Source organism: Pseudomonas sp. JDS28PS106 (assembly GCF_036706555.1).
GTDB lineage: Bacteria > Pseudomonadota > Gammaproteobacteria > Pseudomonadales > Pseudomonadaceae > Aquipseudomonas.
On sequence record NZ_JBAJGT010000013.1, the window covers coordinates 77,966 to 99,682 of the forward strand.

General features: G+C 59.4%; 17 protein-coding genes. 12 read left to right on the forward strand and 5 right to left on the reverse strand.

The genetic code is table 11. From position 1 onward, the window contains the following. The first annotated feature begins 53 nt into the window (after positions 1-53). The gene (locus TRP66_RS19260) at positions 54-230 is read left to right on the forward strand and encodes a PA1571 family protein (protein ID WP_333405977.1); all 177 of its coding nucleotides are present in this window, start codon (positions 54-56) and stop codon (positions 228-230) included. Between the two features lie 60 nt (positions 231-290). Here TRP66_RS19260 and pdxB read toward each other — a convergent pair whose 3' ends face one another. From pdxB to rlmM, 3 genes are all read right to left on the reverse strand, one after another. Next, entirely contained in the window at positions 291-1,433 is a 1,143-nt protein-coding gene (gene pdxB / locus TRP66_RS19265) for a 4-phosphoerythronate dehydrogenase PdxB (protein WP_333405979.1), read from the reverse strand. A 59-nt stretch (positions 1,434-1,492) separates the two neighbouring features. Next, on the reverse strand, positions 1,493-1,747 hold the full coding sequence (tusA, locus tag TRP66_RS19270; RefSeq protein WP_333405981.1) for a sulfurtransferase TusA: 255 nt from the start codon (positions 1,745-1,747) through the stop codon (positions 1,493-1,495). 297 nt (positions 1,748-2,044) lie between these two features. Beyond that, positions 2,045-3,097, reverse strand: coding sequence for a 23S rRNA (cytidine(2498)-2'-O)-methyltransferase RlmM (rlmM, locus tag TRP66_RS19275; protein WP_333405983.1), 1,053 nt, complete (start codon positions 3,095-3,097; stop codon positions 2,045-2,047). Positions 3,098-3,301: 204 nt separating this feature from the next. Between rlmM and acnA the strand changes: the two genes are divergently transcribed. The 6 genes from acnA to TRP66_RS19305 all read left to right on the forward strand — a co-directional run bounded on the left by acnA (position 3,302) and on the right by TRP66_RS19305 (position 11,392). Beyond that, a complete protein-coding gene (acnA, locus tag TRP66_RS19280; RefSeq protein WP_333405985.1) occupies positions 3,302-6,046 on the forward strand; it encodes an aconitate hydratase AcnA in 2,745 nt (914 codons plus the stop codon). A 129-nt stretch (positions 6,047-6,175) separates the two neighbouring features. Then, positions 6,176-6,961: a CPBP family intramembrane glutamic endopeptidase gene (locus tag TRP66_RS19285; protein ID WP_333405987.1), complete on the forward strand. Its 786-nt coding sequence runs from the start codon at positions 6,176-6,178 to the stop codon at positions 6,959-6,961. A gap of 114 nt (positions 6,962-7,075) precedes the next feature. Next, on the forward strand, positions 7,076-8,641 hold the full coding sequence (locus TRP66_RS19290) for a methyl-accepting chemotaxis protein (RefSeq protein ID WP_333405989.1): 1,566 nt from the start codon (positions 7,076-7,078) through the stop codon (positions 8,639-8,641). Positions 8,642-8,935: 294 nt separating this feature from the next. Continuing rightward, positions 8,936-9,343, forward strand: a complete 408-nt coding sequence (locus TRP66_RS19295; protein WP_333405991.1) for a hypothetical protein — start codon at positions 8,936-8,938, stop codon at positions 9,341-9,343. Positions 9,344-9,709: 366 nt separating this feature from the next. Beyond that, a complete protein-coding gene (locus tag TRP66_RS19300; RefSeq protein WP_333405993.1) occupies positions 9,710-10,213 on the forward strand; it encodes a hypothetical protein in 504 nt (167 codons plus the stop codon). 633 nt (positions 10,214-10,846) lie between these two features. Beyond that, positions 10,847-11,392 (forward strand): hypothetical protein, encoded by a 546-nt coding sequence (locus TRP66_RS19305; RefSeq protein ID WP_333405995.1) that lies wholly within the window; start codon positions 10,847-10,849, stop codon positions 11,390-11,392. A gap of 66 nt (positions 11,393-11,458) precedes the next feature. Here the strand turns inward: TRP66_RS19305 and TRP66_RS19310 are convergent, their stop codons facing one another. Then, the gene (locus TRP66_RS19310) at positions 11,459-13,453 is read right to left on the reverse strand and encodes an autotransporter outer membrane beta-barrel domain-containing protein (RefSeq protein WP_442965232.1); all 1,995 of its coding nucleotides are present in this window, start codon (positions 13,451-13,453) and stop codon (positions 11,459-11,461) included. Positions 13,454-13,987: 534 nt separating this feature from the next. On the opposite strand from TRP66_RS19310, the gene TRP66_RS19315 reads away from it, so the two are divergent. The 3 genes from TRP66_RS19315 (at position 13,988) to TRP66_RS19325 (ending at position 18,739) form a co-directional block, all read left to right on the forward strand. Next, positions 13,988-15,811, forward strand: coding sequence for a hypothetical protein (locus tag TRP66_RS19315; protein WP_333405998.1), 1,824 nt, complete (start codon positions 13,988-13,990; stop codon positions 15,809-15,811). Positions 15,812-15,865: 54 nt separating this feature from the next. Further along, on the forward strand, positions 15,866-18,148 hold the full coding sequence (locus tag TRP66_RS19320; protein WP_333406001.1) for an Ig-like domain-containing protein: 2,283 nt from the start codon (positions 15,866-15,868) through the stop codon (positions 18,146-18,148). A gap of 132 nt (positions 18,149-18,280) precedes the next feature. Beyond that, complete coding sequence (locus TRP66_RS19325; RefSeq protein ID WP_333406003.1) at positions 18,281-18,739, forward strand: hypothetical protein; 459 nt, start codon at positions 18,281-18,283, stop codon at positions 18,737-18,739. Here TRP66_RS19325 and TRP66_RS19330 read toward each other — a convergent pair. Further along, positions 18,733-19,428 carry an alpha/beta family hydrolase gene (locus TRP66_RS19330; protein WP_333406005.1) on the reverse strand — a complete coding sequence of 232 codons (696 nt, stop codon included), beginning with the start codon at positions 19,426-19,428 and terminating at the stop codon, positions 18,733-18,735. The two genes, TRP66_RS19325 and TRP66_RS19330, sit on opposite strands and share 7 nt — an antisense overlap. Positions 19,429-19,673: 245 nt before the next feature. On the opposite strand from TRP66_RS19330, the gene ccoN reads away from it, so the two are divergent. Beyond that, positions 19,674-21,098, forward strand: coding sequence for a cytochrome-c oxidase, cbb3-type subunit I (ccoN, locus tag TRP66_RS19335; protein ID WP_333406007.1), 1,425 nt, complete (start codon positions 19,674-19,676; stop codon positions 21,096-21,098). A gap of 10 nt (positions 21,099-21,108) precedes the next feature. Then, a complete protein-coding gene (gene ccoO, locus TRP66_RS19340; protein WP_333406009.1) occupies positions 21,109-21,717 on the forward strand; it encodes a cytochrome-c oxidase, cbb3-type subunit II in 609 nt (202 codons plus the stop codon).

A 21,717-nucleotide genomic window follows, 5' to 3' on the forward strand; every position in this document is an offset into this window, starting at 1 on the left:
CATTCATCGAGCGCGGGTAATTTCAAAGTGCACCTGATGAAAGGAGATAGACCATGAGTCTGCAAGAGCATAGCAATGCCGTCGAAATCGTTCGGGCTACCCCTAACCTGCCGGTTGGCGGTGCGGTGCTGGATCAGGATGGACGTGAAATTCTGATCACTGAGGAAATGGTCCAGGCCGCTTGCCAGGAATGCGACAAGCAATGGGTCACCCCTGCAAAACAAAACTGAGCGGCACCCATTCTTGAAACCCGACCCTCGCGTCGGGTTTTTTCTGTCCGCAGTTTGGCCTCAGGCCACTTGAGCACCGAGTGCCTGCACCAATTGACGCAACTGCGACGCTTCACCCTCGATACTGACTTTCAGGCCATCGATTTCGCGGCGCGGTGGGTAATGCTTGCGCAGCGCATCGAACGCCGCGCGCTGCCTGTCGGTGTCTTCAACCAGGCTGCGGCGAAAGTCGGCGTCGTCGCGTCGTGGATCATAGACGCCCCGACACAACATGCTAAGCGCCCAGTCAGGATCGGTACCTGCATCGAGCCGGACCTGAGAGAGCCAAGGTGCGGGCAACAGGTCCTCAAGACGAATGGCGGCCGGCTGGCCGAGGAACCGGCACAGCGCCTGATAGATCTGCTCGGTGCCGCGCTGGCGCCCATCCAGGCTATAACCGGCGATGTGCGGCGTGGCGATCACGCACAGATCGGCCAGATCGAGGTCGACTTGCGGCTCGTTTTCCCAGACGTCCAGTACCGCCTGGAGGTCGTCCCGCTGCCGCAATACGTCACGCAGCGCGGTGTTGTCCACCACCGGGCCACGACTGGCATTGATGAGCCAGGCGCCCTGCTTGAGCTGCCCCAGGCGCGCCGCGTCCAGCAGATGATGGGTGCGATGCTCTCCCGAGCGGGTAAGCGGCGTGTGCAGACTGATCACATCGCAGCGACGAACGATCTCTTCCAGATCGACGAAATCACCGCCTTCGGCCGCCTGTCTTGGGGGATCGCAAACCAGCACATTCCAGCCCAGCGCCTTGAGCACAGTGACCAGCCGGCCGCCGACCTGGCCGGCGCCGACGATACCATAAGTCCGGTCACGCAGGTTCGCGCCTTCGATTTCGGCAAGCGTGAGCAAGCTGCCCAACACGTAATCCACCACCCCGCGGGCATTGCAACCCGGCGCGCTGGACCAGCGAATGTCATTGCGCTGGATGTAGTCCAGATCCAGATGGTCGGTACCGATGGTGCAGGTGCCGATGAACCGCACCGGGCTGCCTTCAAGCATCTGTGCGGTCACCGGCGTCACCGAACGCACCAGCAGGATATCGGCATCCGCCACGGCAACGCGGTCGATGGCGCGGCCCGGCAGACGGCGGATTTCACTGAAACCCGAGAAAAAGGCATCGAGCAGCGGGATATTTTCGTCGGCGACGATTCGCATGGCAGGTACTCGGCAGTGCTGCATGGAGGTAGGGTCAGTCCCGCGATCGCGAGACCGGATCAGTCGGCTTTCTTGCGGATCCAGTACAGGAACGTCTCGCCCTGTGCCTGCTGTTCGACCAGTTCATGCCCCAGGAACACGCAGAATTTGGGGATATCGCGCTGGGTCGACGGGTCGGTGGCAATGACTTTGAGCAGGCCGCCGCCGTGCAGATCACGGACCTTCTGATGCAGCATCATCACAGGCTCGGGACAATTGAGCCCGCTGGCATCCAGCACGGCATCGACGGACAGGTTTTCGATGGATTCAGACATGTGACACTCCGGAAAGCAGATGGGCATTGTCACCCATATCGCTGCGTCAGGCCAAACAGACAGAAGCACCGCGTCATCGTTCATCGCCACTGCGGCTCACACCCCCCGTAGGAGCGGCTTCAGCCGCGAGAGGCCGGCTGCCTTTGCAAAAATATGTCGCCTGACCTAAAGCTTCGCGGATAAATCCGCTCCTACGGGGCGGGGACAATCCCTATTTGCACCGTCGCAAGCTAACGCATGCTGTAGGAGCGGCTTCAGCCGCGATCTGCCGCAAAGCGGCAGCGTATCGCCAGCACTTCACCCCAGCCTTCGCAGGTGGCAAGTCACTTCCTCACGATCGTGATACAGCTGTTTGCAGCCAATCGAAACCCGCACGCCCCGGGTCTTGAAACCGGCTTCGATACGGTCGAGCAGACGACGGACTTCGGCGTAACGCTGCTTCATCGGCAGTTTGAGATTGACCACGGCTTCTCGGCACAACCCCTCCCCCAGCCAGGTTTCCAGCAAGGCGGCGCTGCGCGCGGGCTTCTCGACGATGTCGCAGACCATCCAGTCCACCGTCTGACGCGGTTTGTAGGTAAAGCCGTCCGCCATCAGATGCTGGACCAGACCGGTGTCCAGCAGGCTCTCGGCCATAGGACCGTTGTCGATGGCCGTGACCAGCATCCCGCGGCGCACCAGCTGATAGGTCCAGCCGCCCGGCGCTGCGCCAAGGTCCACGCCAGTCATGTCGCCCGAAAGACGCGAGTCCCATTCGTGTCGTGGAATGAAATGGTGCCAGGCTTCTTCGAGCTTGAGGGTCGATCGGCTGGGCGCCTCGCGAGGGAACTTCAGACGCGGAATGCCCATCGGCCACATGGCGCTGTTATCCGGTTCGGCCAGACCGAGAAACACCTCGCGCCCGCTCTTGAAGGTCAGCAGCAGCCGCGGCTTGCGCGGGTCCTCGACGAGCAGCCCGGCCTTGGTCAGCGCCTTGCGCAGCGGCGCTTCGAATTTCTTGCAGAAGGTGGAAAGCTCCTTGCCTTCGTTGGTATCGACGACCTCCAGCCACAGGCTGCCGCAGACGGGAAAGCCCGCCAGGCGTTCGAGGATCACGCTGATCCGGTCGCTTTCCGGCAGGTCCACGAAAGCCCCGCGGGCCCACTGCCGAGGGAAGATCAGGCCGGAGAACGGCTGGCCGCTCATCAGGCGCTCAGCGGCTTGCGCGTCACTGCACACGAATTCCGCGCACGCGGTATCCGGGCGGGCCTTGGCATAGCCGGCCACATCGAGACGCGCGGCGACCTCGGAGATCTCCGAGCAGACCTCGCTTTCGAAACCGGGCCGACAGTGCATAAAGAGGGTATTCATGGGTGACTCCTGAACGACGCGGACCCCGGCCTGGGTGAGCGGTCTACGACCCGCGAACTCGAAAGCCGCGCATCATACCGAAATCAGGAACCACTGGCGCGGCGGGGCAGTCCACAAGCATTGAGACGTCAAGCGGCGCCCCCGACCTGATGCACACGGCGCCGGCTGCATGAAGCCATGCACACATTCCATAAGGAGCCGTTCATGTCCTCCCTCGATAGCCTGAACTGCCTGCGAACGCTGCAGGTCGAGAACACCACCTACCATTACTTCAGCCTGCCCGACGCCGCCAAAAGCCTGGGTGATCTGGGCCGCCTGCCGATGTCGCTCAAAGTGCTGCTGGAAAACCTGCTGCGCTGGGAAGATGGCAAGACCGTCGCCAAAGACGACCTTACAGCGCTGGCCGGCTGGCTGGCCGAGCGCCGGTCTGATCGCGAAATCCAGTACCGTCCGGCGCGGGTCCTGATGCAGGATTTCACCGGGGTGCCCGCGGTCGTGGACCTGGCTGCGATGCGCGCGGCGGTCGCGAAGGCAGGTGCCGATCCACAGCGCATCAACCCGCTCTCACCGGTCGACCTGGTGATCGACCACTCGGTGATGGTCGACCGGTACGGCGATCAGGACGCTTTCGAAGAAAACGTCGATATCGAGATGCAGCGCAACGGCGAGCGGTACGCATTCCTGCGATGGGGCCAAAGCGCCTTCGACAATTTCAGCGTGGTGCCGCCGGGCACCGGCATCTGCCATCAGGTGAACCTCGAGTACCTCGGGCGCACGGTCTGGACCAGGGAGGAAGACGGCCGCGTCTATGCCTTTCCCGACACCTTGGTAGGCACCGATTCCCACACGACGATGATCAACGGTCTTGGCGTATTGGGCTGGGGCGTGGGCGGAATCGAAGCGGAAGCCGCCATGCTCGGTCAGCCGGTCTCGATGCTGGTCCCCGAAGTGATAGGTTTCAAGCTCACCGGCAAGCTGCGGGAAGGCATCACCGCTACCGATCTGGTGCTGACCGTGACGCAAATGCTGCGCAAGAAAGGCGTAGTGGGCAAATTCGTCGAATTCTACGGCGACGGGCTCGCAGACCTGCCGCTGGCCGACCGCGCCACCATTGCGAACATGGCCCCTGAGTACGGCGCGACCTGCGGGTTCTTCCCGGTCGATAACGTGACACTGGACTACCTGCGCCTGTCCGGCCGGCCCGCGCAGACGGTCGAGCTGGTGGAAGCCTATTGCAAGGCGCAAGGGTTGTGGCGTCTGCCCGGTCTGGAACCTTCTTTCACCGACAGCCTGGAACTGGACATGGGTGCGGTGGAGTCCAGTCTGGCCGGTCCGAAACGTCCGCAGGACCGGGTGCCCTTGCCCGCCGTTGCCAGCGCTTTCGAAGATTTCCTGGGTTTGCAGGTCAAGCCCGCCAAGGTCGAGGAAGGCCGCCTGGAAAGCGAAGGTGGCGGCGGCGTCGCGGTAGGCAACGATGCGCAGGTTGCAGGCGAAGCCAGTTATGAATACCAGGGCCAGACCTATCGCTTGCGCGACGGCGCGGTGGTCATCGCCGCCATCACGTCCTGCACCAACACCTCCAACCCGAGTGTGATGATGGCGGCCGGGCTGGTGGCGAAGAAAGCCGTGGAAAAAGGCCTGACCCGCAAACCCTGGGTCAAGAGTTCCCTCGCTCCCGGCTCCAAGGTCGTCACCGATTATTACCATGCCGCCGGTCTGACTCAGTACCTCAATGCGCTGGGTTTCGATCTGGTGGGTTATGGCTGCACGACCTGCATCGGCAACTCCGGCCCTTTGCTGGAGCCCATCGAAAAAGCCATTCAGCAATCGGATCTGACCGTCGCGTCGGTGCTGTCCGGCAACCGCAATTTCGAGGGTCGCGTGCACCCGCTGGTGAAAACCAATTGGCTGGCATCGCCGCCACTGGTGGTGGCCTACGCGCTGGCAGGCACGGTCCGCATCGACATCAGTCGCGACCCTCTCGGTGAGGGCGCCGACGGTCAGCCGGTTTACCTGCGCGACATCTGGCCGAGTCAGCGGGAAATCGCCGAGGCGGTCGAGCAGGTGAACACCAGCATGTTCCACAAGGAATATGCCGAAGTGTTCGCCGGTGATGAAAAGTGGCAGTCCATCGCAGTCCCTCAGGCCGCGACCTATGTCTGGCAGACGGACTCGACCTACATCCAGCATCCGCCCTTTTTCGAGGGTATCGGCGGTCCCCTGCCGGTGGTCGAAGACATTCGAGGAGCCCGCGTGCTCGCCCTGCTGGGCGACTCGGTGACCACTGACCACATCTCCCCTGCCGGCAATATCAAGGCCGACAGCCCCGCCGGTCGTTACCTGCGCGCCAAGGGCGTGGAACCCAGGAATTTCAACTCGTACGGATCCCGACGCGGCAACCACGAAGTGATGATGCGCGGCACTTTCGCCAATATCCGGATCCGCAATGAAATGCTGGGCGGCGAGGAAGGCGGCAATACCCTGCATGTGCCCAGCGGTGAAAAGCTCTCGATCTATGACGCGGCCATGCGTTATCAGGATGAAGGAACGCCGCTGGTCATCATCGCAGGCCAGGAGTACGGCACGGGGTCGAGCCGTGACTGGGCGGCCAAGGGCACCAACCTGCTTGGCGTCAAGGCTGTGATCGCGGAGAGCTTCGAACGGATTCACCGTTCCAACCTGGTGGGCATGGGTGTGCTGCCCTTGCAGTTCACCGGCGGACAGACCCGCAAGACTCTCGGACTGACCGGCAAGGAAACCCTGGCGATCACCGGTCTGAGCGGCCATGACGTGCGTCCGGGCATGCCTCTCAGTCTGGTCATCACCCGAGAGGACGGCACTCAGGAAAGCGCCGCCCTTTTGTGCCGGATCGACACCCTCAATGAGGTCGAGTACTTCAAATCAGGGGGCATCCTGCACTATGTGCTGCGTCAGTTGATTGCGGCCTGATTGCTGAACCCCGATCCGACAAAGCCCGGTCACATGACCGGGCTTTGTGTTGCATCCTGTGGCGTGCGTAAAGAATCCGGACAGGCTCCGCTAGAATGCCTGCGCTGATGAACGCGCAGGGAAATTCGAATGGAAGCACAGCAGAAATTTTATCTTGGACTCCTGATACTGGGCTACGGTATGGCGCTGACCGCCAGCGCGCTGGACGCCGCCGCAGGGGTAGCCATACTGACGCTGGTCCTGGCCGGACTATGCGTCAGAGCCGATCATGCATGGCTGCGCATAGCCGGGCACTGCCTGTTCCTGATCACCGGACTGGGCTTGGCAGCCCATCTACTGCCCGGGTTCCACAACGCAAAAGTGATCGACGGCGCACGGTTTACTGCCGACGCCGCGCCTTTCTCCATGAGATTGAATCTGGACAAGCCTTTGCTGGGGTTGTGGATTCTGCTCGCGTGCCCATGGCTATTGCCAGGCGTTTCCTGGCAACGTTGCCTCGCGGTCACGGCTGTTGCGCTGGTGGCTACGGCGACCCTGTGCATGGGCCTGGCGGTTCTCTTGGACATCGTTCGCTGGGCGCCGAAATGGCCGGAACAGGGGCTCCTCTGGGCCGCCAATAACCTGCTGCTGGTCAGCCTGACCGAAGAGTTGTTGTTTCGTGCCTATCTGCAAGGTCTCTTCGAACGCTGGTGCAAACCCCTCGCCTGGGGGCCGGTGCTGGCAGTGGCTGCCAGCGCGTCTCTGTTCGGCCTGGCCCATGTCGGCGGCGGCTGGCATATGGTGCTGTTGGCAGGTATCGCGGGCATCGGCTACGGCATCGCCTTCCGACTCGGCGGCCTGGGTGCATCGGTGCTCTGTCACTTCGGCTTGAATCTGCTGCACTTCGGGCTCTTCACCTACCCCATGCTCGAATAAACGGCATTGCTGCTCGTCAATCGAAATCCGGCCATTTTGCCTTGCAGGGTTTAACAAATGGATTTCATGGCCGATAAACGACCAAAGCCTCCTGCCTCGAAGGACTGAACACCCATGCGCAATAACCAGCCCGTCACTCAACGTGAACGGACGTTTCCCGCCGAACAACGCCTGATTTCCACCACCGACACGCGCGGGGTGATCAGTTATTGCAACGACGCTTTTCAGGAAATCAGTGGTTATAGCCATGAGGAGCTGACCGGCGCGGCGCACAATCTGGTTCGCCACCCGGATGTGCCGTCGGCTGTGTTCGAACACATGTGGACGACGCTCAAAGGCGGCGAGCCGTGGATGGGCATCGTCAAGAACCGTTGCAAGAACGGCGACCATTACTGGGTCAACGCGTATGTCACGCCCATGCGGGAAAACGGCAAGGTCGTGGGGTTCGAGTCCGTGCGGGTCAAACCCACCGCCGAGCAGGTGCGCCGCGCCGAAGCGCTCTATGGCCGCCTGAACAGTGGCAAGGCGGCCGTTCCCGGTCGCGACAAGTGGCTGCCGGTGCTGCAGGACTGGCTGCCGTTCATTCTGATCAGCCAGCTGAGCTTCATGATCGGGGTGTGGCTGAACACCGAATGGGGCTTTGCGCTGGCGGCGGCACTGTCGGTTCCGCTGGGCCTGCTCGGCTTGAGCTGGCAGCAGCGCGGGACCAAACGCCTGCTGCGTCTGGCCGAACAGACCACTTCCGACCCGCTGATCGCGCAGATGTACACCGACAGTCGCGGGCCCCAGGCTCGTCTGGAGCTGTCCATCCTGAGCCAGGAAGCGCGGCTGAAAACCTGCCTGACTCGTTTGCAGGACACCGCTGAACACCTGAGCGATCAGGCGCGGCAGTCCAACGCTCTGGCTGTCGCCAGTTCCAGCGGCCTGGAGCGCCAGCGCGTCGAAACCGAACAGGTTGCCGCCGCGATCAATGAAATGGCCGCCACCACCCAGGAAGTCGCCAGCCATGTGCAACGCGCCGCCGACGCCACGCAACAGGCCAACGAACTGACCCGTCGCGGCCGCGATATCGCCGGCGAAACCCGCGCGGCCATCGAGCTGCTGTCCAGGGCAGTCGGCGAAACCGGTGTGACCGTCATCCGCCTGGCGAAGGACAGTGACGAGATCGGCGGCGTGGTGGATGTGATCAAGGGCATCGCCGACCAGACCAACCTGCTGGCCCTCAACGCCGCCATCGAAGCCGCCCGCGCCGGCGAAATGGGCCGTGGCTTCGCCGTCGTCGCCGACGAAGTGCGCCAGCTGGCGCAACGCACCACCGAATCCACCGGCCAGATCCACGGCCTGATCGCCAAGCTGCAACAGACCGCCAACGACGCCGTGCAGACCATGAACAACGGCCATCGTCAGGCTGAAGAAGGCGTCGCCCGCGTACTGGAGGCCGATCAGGCGCTGGTCGGCATCAGCGAAGCGGTGTCCAACATCACCGACATGACTACCCAGATCGCCACTGCTACCGAAGAACAGAGCGCAGTGGCCGAAGAAATCAACCGCAACATTGCAAACATCGCTCAACTGGCGGACAACACCTCGGAACAGGCCAGTCGCTCGGCAGTATTGAGTGCGGAACTGACGGGTACGGCGAATTCGCAGTATTCGTTAGTGGAGCGGTTTAATCGGTAAGGGTTGACTGGTTTCGAAAGAACCCCGGCGAGCTTTGGTTTGTCGGGGTTTTTTATTGCCTAGTTGATTTGGTCGACTTTGTGTCGGTTCCTACAAGATCGTCCCAAGCGGTTGAGGAAATATTCCTGAACGTTTCGTGAAGCATTCAATGCTGTTGACGTGACGCGCTGATTTCTATTGCTTGAAGTCTCGAGCAACTTCTGAGCAACTATTGCCAGATGTGGTCGCTAAAAGAGCGGACGTTGACCAACACAACAACCCGCTGCAACGCCGTTAATGAAGATGGAAAATATGATGAACGATTATAACTACTACGATTTACCCGCTCTAACCATTCCGGTCGCCGAGCATGATGGCCTTATCAATATTAAAGATCTCGTCAATCCGATTGAAGTCCGCATCCCCATCGTGGGGGCATACCGCACTCCACAATGTCTACTCTTTGTTTATTGGCCACATACAAGCGTCGATTCATCAAGTAATTACGAACCCGCTTCCGACCGAGCACTTAACGTTATCGATGCCGGCTTCTCTCTTTCCAGAGGATGGAACCTTCAGCATCTCTTATCAACTCACTTATTAACCATCCGGTGTACCTGTTCAATCTCACCCCATCTCAATCAGGCTGGACCGAACTCCACCTGGTGGAACCTCGCTGGGCCCAATCGTTTTCTCCGCCCACAGCCCAGACGACAAGTGTGAGGGTTTCATTTACCCCTATGCGGGTATGGAAACGGGCGACTCGATCCAGACACTCTGTAACGGCGCGCCAGGTCCTGCCTACAAGATTTCAGAGGCGAACTTCAACGGAGATCCCGTCAAGATCATCTTCGACAAATACAAGCCGGAAGAACCGGGCACGGCTTCGGTCCGGGTAACTTACTACGTTACCGATCGCGCGGGTAACCGTTCAATCGAATCTCAAAGCAGCGAACTTCCGGGTTCTCGCTGACAGCGATGCCGGTTTACCCGACTGCCCTGACCGAGAACCAGAGACGGAACACCGTAGGTTCTCGGCCAGGCTCGGACCACACACCACTGATACCAATAATTACAGTGAGAAAACCAATGAACCAAATAGCCTTAAATAAGTTTGAGCGCCTGCCCGCGCCAATCGTGCCAGCCGCTCAGCATGACGGCCTGCTAAACATCGAATACCTGACCGGCGATATCGAAATCATTATCCCCCTGTGGGAACACGCACGGCCTGGGGACTACTACGGTCTGCAAATCAACGATATGCATGTTCTTCCTTCACCCGCCCTGCCTGATCCTTTGCCTGTGGGTGATCTGACGATGCACATCGCTGGCACTCTCTTTGAAGACGAAGGTATTTACCACATCAGATACGCTGCCAAAAACGTTGAGAACGGCGTGGTGGAGCTATCGGATGCAGCCACGATCAGGGTCGATCGTACCGCCCCCGGTGCAGCCTTGCTGGCGCCGGTGATGTTTCGAGATAGTCCCCCATGTAATGTGGTCCGTGCGCTGGTTCCCGGCTACGCGCATATGGCAGAAGGAGACGTCATCAAGACTTTTCTCAATGGAATGCCCGGCCTGTCTACCAGGTAACCCGCGCGGATCTCACCACACGCATCATCGAGATCGTTTTCAGCAAACCATTTCTAATGGGTTTGGGTTCCGGGTCAGTGCGGCTGACCTACTGCGTGAGGGATCGCGCGGGCAATCGTTCGATCGATTCCGAGCCTGCCGAGGTGAGCGGTCTGAGACCTGAAGCGTTGAATGGACACCTTCGGGCATCCATCTGCCTGATGCCGAGGGGTCGCCTTCAGGCCTGTAACATTCATTTGAATTCAACCATGAACCTCCTGTACTCATTTTGAGTGCAGGAGGTTTTGTGGTTTTTTGAGTGAAGTTTCTTACAACAAGCAGATACAGAGTCAAAAAATAGGAAAAGCCCTACAAATATTCAGCACTTGTAGTTTTATTCTTACATCAGGACCGGAAACATCCTAATAGCGCAAATTTTAACCAGCACGACGCCGCACCCTATTTACGGGCAATTCGTCGCTGAATGAGATCATTTACGGACTACAGACCAGATCCCTACGACCTCACTCACATCCAAAGACGGACTACAAATCGTCAACTTGACCCACTGTCCTTTATTATTTTTAATTCACGGGCGTCGCCGGTAACTCACCCGCTTGCGGTCGCAACCTACTAATAACGCAAGAGCCAACAATGGAACAACAACCTCCAAAAACAAAATCCGCTCGCAGCTTCAACCTAGAGGACCTTCTGGAAAAACCCGTAACCGCACCGCCGCCCCTGAACCGGCGACGCGGCAACGAAGCCGGAAAAACAGTTGCCCCTGGCGGTTTACCGCTGGATATATCGGAGCATTTGAAACCACCCATCTTGCCGAACACCAATCCGGACGCCATCAGCTACGACGAAGCCCATGCAGGAGTCACCGTACATATACCCGGCGCACCGCAAATGCGTAACGAAGACGTCATTCTATTCTATTGGGGGATGCACAAGTCGGAGTCAGCACTCTATCAGGACGCCACTGCAAACAGCATAGTTCGCGTCTTGTGTATAACCTATAACTTCCTGCCGCATGTTCAATACGGTCTTGTGGACTTGCGTTACGAAGTGCAACGCTGCGGGGTGATCATTGGCCGGTCTCCGACCCTGCCCGTCACGGTCAACTATGCAGCGCCGGTTACACCCAGACAGCGGCAACGCAAACGTTCGGTAAGCCGTCGTTATCCAGACAGCTGACAAGGAAAGCCCCCGGTGATCGCTCACCGGGGGCTTTTTATTCACCGTGAAGGTTTCTCTACCGAATCAGAAGGCGAAACGCACTCCCACGTTCGCACCCCAAGGCTGTTCGATGCGCTTGCCTTTCATGTAATCGAAATCGGCATGGACCTGCACGCGTTCAGACAGGGACACCGCGGCACCGGCACCGAACTCGGCCCGGGAACCGAACAGACTATTGTCGAACCGCTTGTCGTTGACCTTCACATCGTTGCTACGGGAAAACTCCTGAGCAAAGGCCACTTTGACATAGGGCTGAAAGATCCCGCCGTCCTTGAGCGCGATACTGCGGCCCACGGACGTTCCCACCTTGCCCAGCACCGACTGGCTGCGCTCATGCTTCGCTTCCAGGCCGTTGTCGAGCTTGTAGTCGCTGCCCTCGATGACGACGGTGGACAGTTGCGCGAAAGGTTCGAGAAAGTAGTCTTCGGTCAACTTGATATGCCGACCGAACTCCACCGATCCGCCCAAGGCCATATTGGCGTAGTCACCCTTGGCTTTGCTGGCGTCGCTCATGGCCACGTCTGCCTTGTTGCGGAAGCGGTTGAGTTTCAGCACGCCGTCCAGGTAATAGCCATCGTCCGACAACCAGGTGCCATAGGCGCCGACATAGTAGCTATCGACCTTGCCCTTGGTGCCGTGACTCAGGTCCAGATCGGCTTTGCTGTAGCCGCCCATGACACCGAACAGCACACGGCCGTTATAGATGTCCACGGGGGCATCGGCTCCCAATGACAGGCCGCTTTGCTGCTGGCGATAGTCGACGCCGTCCCTTGTCGAGGCGTCCAGGCGGTTACCGTAGGCACGTATCCAGCCTCCGCTCGCACCGCCATGGCGCAGTTCGCCCATCCTGGTTCGCAAGGTAGACAGTTCGCTGTTCCAGATCGACGGAGTGGCATGAAACAACGCCAGGGCGGTGTTGGTCGAGGGACTGGTTTCCTTGCCCTCGCCGACGATGAACCAGTCATTGCCCTGCTGCTCCAGCAGGTACGAATAGGCGCCCAGATCCACCCGTCCGCCAATCAGGTTGAACTGCGCATCGCCGCCTTCGGTGTGCACGATCTGGAGCGGCTGCATGTCTGGAGACACCGGTTCGACTCCGGTGTTGCGAACCCGAAGCCCGAAGTTGCCATCGGCCTGCCCGTTGACGTTCAGGAAGTCACCCACGCCGGTGTCCAGATCGACGCGCATGCCGAAGGTGCCAGTGCCAGAAAGCTGGTCCAGCGACAGCTTGTGAAAACCCTCCTCGGCAAAGCCTATCGAGCCGCCATTCATGGACAGTGATTTCAGGGTGCCGTCGCCAGTCATCTGCCAACGGGCGCCAGAGTCCACCGCCAGCGTCGTGCTGTTGATGATATCGCCGGTCAGTCGGGCGCCGTTTTGCAGCTTCACGTTCAGGACACTGATGTCGTCGGCGACGAGATTGCCGGTGAGGTCGCTGTCGTCGACGGTGAAACTCGTGGTGTAGGTGCCTGAAGTCTCCAGAAGATTGCCGTTGCCCGCCAGCAGCACCGAGCGGTTGGCTATGTTGATATCGGCAGTGCGATCACCGTCAATGCCAGCCGACTCTACCTTGATGGCAGGCCCATCCAGTGACTCGATCCCGGAGGCACTTACATTCAACTGAGACTTTGAAACATCTAGAGCTGGAGCGGCAGGGCTTATCCAGACCCCTATACGCTGAGCGCGAATCCGGCTTCCCGACATTACATTTGCCTCACCGCCAAAAACTCCAAGCCCCCACCCATATTTCGGTTGAGGCGTTTGTATCCCTCCGTCAATCTGCACGTTGACAAGGTCAAGCGACCCAGCAGTGACGTTTGCACCAGCAGTTCCGATTATTTCGCTGTTGTTGACAACGGCTCTGGAGTTTATTCCCACCACCAGGGCTATTCCACCGGTCGACCCAGCGCGTCCCTGTAGGATTGAATTATTGATTTCCGCACGACTATTACCTTCGAGTCCAATAGCGCCACTAGACGTCGAGTGATTTAAAACTATCCGAGAATCATGCACTGACATCCGCCCTACCCGAGCACGATTTCCATACACGACCGAACCGCTGTAAATACTGTAATCTGCGAAAGCTGACGACTCATCCAACCGGAGTACTTCACCGTCCCTGATTACTATCTGGGGAGGCCTCGAGACCGGCTCTGCGGCTTCAGCTCTTGATGCCATACCTATAAAAGCCACTAAGACACCCGCATACAACTTTCCATTTCCCAATTCAGCACTTAGCACAATAATTGTTCCTCCAAGAAATATGAGACCACATCTTGAAGGCATTAAAACAAAGCTCATGCTCGATCCGTGAGCGGCCTTGTAATACATTTCTTAATCAAACAAAGAATCTTCCTACAAACTCTTCCAATCCTCCTGAAAATTGGCTCCTATCAATTTTCTCACCGCCCTTCCTATTGACACCAGTGGAAAAATTCTATTACGTCCCCAGCGTCGAGAGTAACACTGTTGCCACACACATTTAACTACCTGAAACCATACGCGTGTCAGCAGCGAACTGCTGCCTGAAGAAAACCTAATATGAGTAATAACATGACAAATCTCAACACCAGCTACCAAGTACGCGGCGCCAAAGAACAAGCAGACCCTTCGCTGCCGGCTCCCACCATTCCCGTAGCAGATCCGGAAGATGGGCTGATCAGGACTGAGGACCTTAATGAAGACGTGCTTCTGGAGTTCCCTCTCTGGCCGAGAGCCCAGTTGAACGATCATTATTTCTTTATCCTCAACGGAGAGGAAGGGCCTGAAAATTCACTGATTGAGTTCCCTCCTGTTGGCACGAATTTGACGCTGAAATTGCCGCTCACCCTGCTGGATCAGGATGGCCCCTATGTAGTCGAATATGGCGTCAAGCCGTTCCCAAGCGGCGCGGATTCGCGTTCCTATCCAAAAACCATTCTGATCGACCGAACCCCGCCCGGCGCCCACCAGCTCGGCTACATGGACTTCCCCGACGTCGCAAAAGACGGGCTCACGCTGGACGAACTGAGCGACATGGGTGACGTGCTGGTCGGCAGCATTTTCGGCTATTCGGACCTGAAACGTGGTGACGTTATCCAGACTTACTGGGGAAGCGTGACAGGCCCGAGCGTGACTCTTGACGGCATGGAAGACGGCACCGCGCCGATCGAAGTGCGGTTCTCGAAAGCCTTCCTGACCAGCCTTCCAAGCCCAGCGGGTGCAACCTGGTACAAGGTCACGGACCGGGCAGGCAACGTCTCGGAGGATTCAAGGAAAGTGACCATTCCCCTGTTTCTGACCGAGGTGACACCGGGTTTGCCCAAGCCAGTGGTCGACGACAGCGACGGCCTGATCAACTATCAGGAGGCGCGTGTCGGGGTCGAAGTCAAGATTCCAAGCTCCAGTTTTCTGGAAGCAGGCGATCAGATCACGCTGTACTGGGCCACCGAGAAAATGGGCCCGGTTCCTGTGGACCCGGATGATCTCAGCGAACCCTTCGTGCTGTTCTTTACGGTGATGTTCGACACCATCGAGGCGGCGGGCAACGGCCTGCGCCAGTTGAAATACGAGGTGATCCGGGGCGGGCAGGTGGTCGGTGTTTCCAACGATCTGGAGCTCGAGGTCAATATTGAGCTGCCGGTGCCCGGGACACCTGAAAAGCCCACGGTCAGGGGCGGCAGCGGTACACCCAGCAATGAAGACAACTTTATCGATGAGAACGACTTCGAGCTGAATGCGACCGTGATCATCAACTGGAACTCCGGCTTCAAGGCCTCGCAAGTACTGAGAATCTTCTGGGGCGGACAGGAAGTTCTGGATCAGCCGTACATCATTACCAATTCCGATGTAGTGGCCGGCCGGCCGCTTTTGCTCACCGCCTTGAACAGCAAGTTCAAACCGGTGGGTACCGGCAGCGATATCCGCGTGTATTACACGGTCAATACACCGGGCAACCCCAATACCTCGACTTCTCTGGAACAGGGCATCATCGTCCGCTCCAAAGATGAACTTCCTGGCGGCCCGGATGGGCCTGATGCTCCAGAGTTCACGGATCTGAACGAGTACGGCGCGATCAACCCGATCAATGGCGCAGCAGGCGCTCCCGTCTATATCAAGCCGTATATCAATATCGCCGCAGGTCAGGTCATCGTATTTACTTACGAGGCTTTCGACCAACTGGTGGGCGGCACCAAACTGTTTGAGTGGACCCATACCTCTGCGGATCTTACCGAGGAAGAAGTTACCAACGGCTACAACTTCCTCGTACCTCGCAGCATTCTCGACAGACACTTCTACGGCCATGTCGAGGCCACCTTCCAGGTTCGCAGCGATACAGGCCAGGGCAACTCCAAACGTGCCAGCGTCTGGATCGATATGCGCGGCGGCAAACGATAACCCCTTCAAATACAAGGGCAGGCTCGCCTGCCCTTTCCTCCGAAAGGACATGACATGCAATTACAAAAACAATCAAGACTGCTTCCTGAACCGGTCATCCACAGCTACAACCAGGAAGGCGTCGGCGATGTTGACGTCGCGGATCCGAGCAAACCTCTCGAGGTGCTGGTAGGCCCCGTCGATCTCAGTCAACGAGACAGAATCGATCTGTATTGGGGCGCCAACGATGCGGTGATCGATACCTATGTCCATTCCCCCGACGCCCCGGACACCAACGGCATCGTTTCGCTGTACGTGAATACGCGCTGGATCGAATCCGGGCTGACAGACGTGCGCTATATCTATACTCGCTTTCCGGCCGGCAACCCCGAGCCCTCGCCGGTCAAGCAAGTCATCGTCAAACTCGAAATTCCCGGGGGCAGGGATCCCGATCCCGCGACGCCTTACGAGAACGAGAAGCTGGATCTGCCTGTGGTCAGTCCGCCAGGCGTCATTACTTCTCCAGAAGGTGTGTCGGTCACCTTGAAGCCATGGGAAAACATGGTTGAAGGCGACGTGCCGTCCGTCTTCTGGCACGGCATCAGGATCCAACTGCCTCCGTTGACCTTGCCCCAGATCGGCCGGCCTCTGGTTGTACCGATCGACAAGGAGGTCATCATCGAAGCGGGTGACTCGGAAAACATCGTAGTGCGGTATGAGATTCGCGACGTTGTTAATAACTGGTCAAAGTTTTCGCTCCCTACCTACGTAGAGGTCGAGGCTGGGGCGTCCACTCTGCCAGCGCCCGTCGCGCCCCAGGCGCCGGAGATGGTGCTGGACCTCGACAAGCTGGCGGGTGCCGATATCCAAGCACTGGTATTGACGCATCCTGACATTGCCATCGGCGATACTCTCACTTTCGTCAGCGAACGCAGCACCGCAGAAGGCATCGAACTACCGCCGTACAGCGCATCGAAGATCGTCGAAAGGCCCGGCAGCTTTGTCGAGTTCGTGATTCCCAATGCGCAGTTTGTCCCGATCACACAAGGCCGCGCGCGCTTCAAGTACAGCGTGACCAAGGCATCCGGCCAGAGATTGCGCTCCAAGAGCTTGCCGTTGAGCATCCTCGGACAACCGCAACGGCTCGCGCCGCCCGTGATCCCGGCAGCGGTGGATGGTGTGCTCGATCCAACCTTGCATGCCGTGGTGACACAGGTGCCGCCTTACCACTTCATGATGGCGGGCGACGACGTCACTCTGGTATGGATGGGGCGCACCTCGATGGGTTCGACGGTCATGCACGAGGAAACTAAACGCCTGTCCAGTGCGGATATCGGCAAGGTCGTCGACTATGTGATTCCCGACGAAAAACTCAGGGTGTTGGCGGGAGGTAGCGTCGAGGTTTATTACACCGTGCTAACCTCGACTAAAGCGTTCTTCAAATCCCCGGTACTCAGGTTGCGAGTGGGTCCGGACAATTTGTCTCCCCTACCCCGCCCCCGCATCAAAGAAGCCAACGGTGATACCCTCGACCCGATCAACACCCCCAGCGGCGCCACCGTCATCATTGAAGCCAACGCCAATCTACGCGCCGGCGACCGGGTCTATACGATCTGGAACGGTCCCAAGGAAAATGGCTATAAGGATCAGATCGTGACCGAGCCCCAGGCCGGCAAGGCTCTGGAAGTTGTTTTTGCCCCTTCGCTGGTCAGCAACAACGTTGGTCAGGTCGTGAAGGTGGTGTACGCCGTATACCGGCTCAACGGTCCTATGCAGCGTTCTGAAGAGATCAGAATCAGAATCGTCGACAGCTTCAGATTCGACACTTCACCCGTTACCCTCGCTGGCAAGGTCTATCTGCTGCCGGCCACCCCGGACCTGCTGCCGCAGCTTCCCCCTGGCACCAGTGTCCGGCGCACGGCAACCGGCGGCCAGGCGCCTTACTCCTACACGTCGAGCGATCAACGGGTGGCAAATGTGGACAGTGACGGCCTGACCACTGTACGCGGTAATGGCAAAGCGCTGATTACCGCTACCGATGCGTCGGGAGCTGCCCTGAGTTTCGAGGTGACGGTGACCGGCGTCGTTCACTGCATCGGGGTCGGCCAAGGCAAGTATTCGGCCATGTCCGCAGCCGCAGCGGGCATCGGCGGACGCCTTCCTGACATCAACGAACTCAAGGCGCTGTACGCGGCCTATGGCAGCCGCTGGCCCATGGGCAACGGCAATTACTGGTCGTCGACGGTTGCCGCGCAGAATCTGGTCGGCATGAAGTGGTACTACGTGAAAAACCTGGTGACAGGCCTGGACTTCAAACTGATGGAACACAGTGCGAGTCTCTGCGTCGCGCTTCGCTGACGTGACAGCGAACTGACGACCGACCGGGAGCGCTTCCCAACGAGGGCGCTCCCGGTTTCTCCATGCAACGACGCCGCCCAATGCCCCGCGCTGACCGCAAGGCGTCAGGCCGGACGCGATCAGAGCCAGACCATGCGCCATCCTGTCATTCCCACCCGACGCTTCGTCCGCCCCGCGCCGTGCCAAGGCACGTTCGCGGCCATGGTCAACCACCGTCCCCTGGTCGTCTCGTCGCTGCTGGGCCGCCTGACACTGCGTCCGGAACTGGCGGGCGCCGCCGACCACTGGATATGGAAGGTGATTGCCGAAGGCAAGGTGGGTCAAAAACGCACCAGCATCGGGCTGTTCCTGGACCGCGACCTCAAACCCGGCAGCTACGAGCTGGTCGGCCAGGATCGCATCAAGATCGTCTACAACGAAACGCCGCACTGGCAGAGCGTGATTTATCACTCGGCGCATTTTCAGAGCGGCGTGTTCACGCTTGTCGAGGCCAATCGCGAGACGCGGCGCATTCGAGGTCAGTTCAGTTTCAGCATCTCGGCCATGGACTTCGCTGTCACCGACGGGTCGTTCGACGTGCAGTGTCAGTGAGCGCGAGCCAGCAGCTGCGCGATGCCGCGCGCCGCGGTTCGCAGACATTCGGCATGGCTGACGCCTGCCGCTTTCAAGGGCTTGAGGTCGTGATTGGCGGTCGGCACCCACTGGATATCGATCATGCTCGACAGTGAATAGCCAGCGACGTCCTCCCGTGTGCCAAGCGGATCACGTTCACCCTGCACGATCAGCGTGGGGGTCCGCAGCTGCGCCAGATGCTCGGTGCGCGTTTTCTCCGGTTTGCCCGCAGGGTGAAACGGGTAGCCCAGGCACACCAGCGCGTCAGCCTCCAGCTCGTCGGCGAGCAGACTCGCCATTCTTCCCCCCATCGACTTGCCGCCGATGACAAGACGCCCGGCGACACAGGGTCGCAGGCGCGTGTAGACCTCACGCCAGCAGTCGAGCAGTTGCGCCTGCACATTGGGCGGCCGTTTGCTGCCTCCGTCGCGGCGTTGCGCCATGTACGGAAATTCGAAACGCATCACGCTGACCCCTTCCGCCGCAAGGCATTGGGCCATCTCGTTCATGAAATCGCTGTCCATCGGCGCACCCGCACCGTGGGCCAGCAGCAACGTCGCCGCCGCGCGCCCTTCGATTTCCCGCGCCTGCGTCCACAACCAGCCGCTGTCCCGGGCCAGCCGGACGCATTGACCCTCGTCAATACCGGTCTTCAGACCATTGCTCATGCTTGCCTCGCTTTGATGCCTCACCTTGAGAGGGTGTTTACAAAATAGGCGAGCGAAGGCAAGACAAGGCGAAATCGGTCGAAAAAGCGGAGTTTACATGGAGTAAATGAGCATTCTGAGACCGATTTCAACGCTGTATTGCCGAGTGCAGCCATTTTGTAAACACCCTCTGATGAATCTGCCACCAACCCGGAGCTATAACCGTGCAGTGGCTCCCCGACCAAGCTGGATGGGAACACACTTCAATGAACACAACTCATAGCCCCGCCTATAACTATCAGGTGGTCCGCCAGTTCGTCATTATGACGGTGGTCTGGGGGATTGTCGGGATGGGACTGGGCGTTTTTCTGGCCGCGCAGCTGGTCTGGCCAGAACTCAACTTCGACTTGCCCTGGACGAGCTTCGGCCGTCTGCGCCCCTTGCATACCAATGCGGTGATCTTCGCGTTCGGCGGCTGCGCTCTGTTCGCCAGCTCCTACTACTCGGTCCAGCGCACCTGCCAGACCCGGCTGTTCTTGCCCCGGCTGGCGGCCTTCACGTTCTGGGGCTGGCAACTGGTGATCGTGCTCGCAGCCATCACCCTGCCGCTGGGCTACACCTCGTCCAAGGAATACGCCGAACTGGAATGGCCGATAGACATCCTGCTCGCGGTGGTCTGGGTCGCCTACGCCGTGGTGTTCTTCGGCACCATGGCGCGACGTACGACCCGGCATATCTATGTCGGCAACTGGTTCTTCGGCGCCTTCATCCTGACCGTGGCGCTGCTGCACATCGTCAACAACCTCGAACTGCCGGTCAGCCTGACCAAGTCCTACTCGTTGTACTCGGGCGCCACCGACGCGATGGTGCAGTGGTGGTACGGACACAACGCGGTGGGATTTTTCCTCACGGCGGGATTTCTGGGGATGATGTATTACTTCGTGCCGAAACAGGCCGAGCGTCCGGTGTACTCCTATCGCCTGTCTATCGTGCACTTCTGGGCCTTGATCACCCTGTACATCTGGGCGGGTCCGCACCACCTGCACTATACCGCGCTGCCCGACTGGGCGCAGTCGCTGGGAATGGTCATGTCGCTGGTGCTGCTGGCACCGAGCTGGGGCGGCATGATCAACGGCATGATGACCCTCTCCGGTGCCTGGCATAAGTTGCGCAGCGATCCGATCCTGCGGTTTCTGGTGGTGTCACTGGCGTTCTACGGCATGTCCACGTTCGAAGGTCCGATGATGGCGATCAAGACCGTGAACGCACTTTCCCATTACACCGACTGGACCATCGGTCACGTGCACGCCGGTGCGCTGGGCTGGGTGGCGATGATCTCCATCGGCGCGCTCTACCACATGATTCCGAAGGTTTTCGGCCGCGCGCAAATGCACAGCATCGGCCTGATCAACGCGCACTTCTGGCTGGCGACCATCGGCACGGTGCTCTACATCGCCTCGATGTGGGTCAACGGCATTACCCAAGGCCTGATGTGGCGGGCGATCAACGACGACGGCACCCTCACCTACTCCTTCGTCGAAGCGCTGCAGGCCAGCCATCCCGGTTTCATCGTGCGCCTGGCCGGCGGCGCGGTGTTTCTGCTGGGCATGCTGCTGATGGCCTGGAATACCTGGCGCACCGTGCGGGTCACGCGCCCGGTCGATACCGCCGCTGCCGCGCAACCGGCCTGAGGAATCGATCATGAACCATGAAGTCATCGAGAAAAACGTCACCCTGCTGATGATCCTGATGGTCCTGGCCGTCAGTGTCGGCGGCCTGACCCAGATCGTGCCGCTGTTCTTTCAGGACGTCACCAACACGCCGGTCGAGGGCATGAAACCCTACACCGCACTACAGCTCGAAGGGCGCGACATCTATATCCGCGAAGGCTGCGTCGGCTGTCACTCGCAGATGGTGCGGCCGTTCCGCGCGGAAACCGAGCGCTACGGGCATTACTCGGTGGCCGGCGAAAGCGTCTGGGATCACCCGTTCCTCTGGGGCTCCAAGCGCACAGGGCCGGATCTGGCCCGGGTCGGCGCCCGCTACTCGGACGACTGGCACCGGGCTCACCTCTATAACCCGCGCAACGTGGTGCCGGAATCGAAAATGCCCGCTTATCCCTGGCTAGTGACCGCACAGGTGGACAGCACGCACACCGAGGCCAAGCTGCGCGCCATGCGCACGCTCGGCGTGCCCTACACCGATGCCGATATCCAGGGCGCGATCGCCAGCCTCAAGGGCAAGACCGAAATGGACGCGCTGGTCGCCTACCTGCAAGTGCTCGGCACTGCCATCAAGAACAAGAGGTAA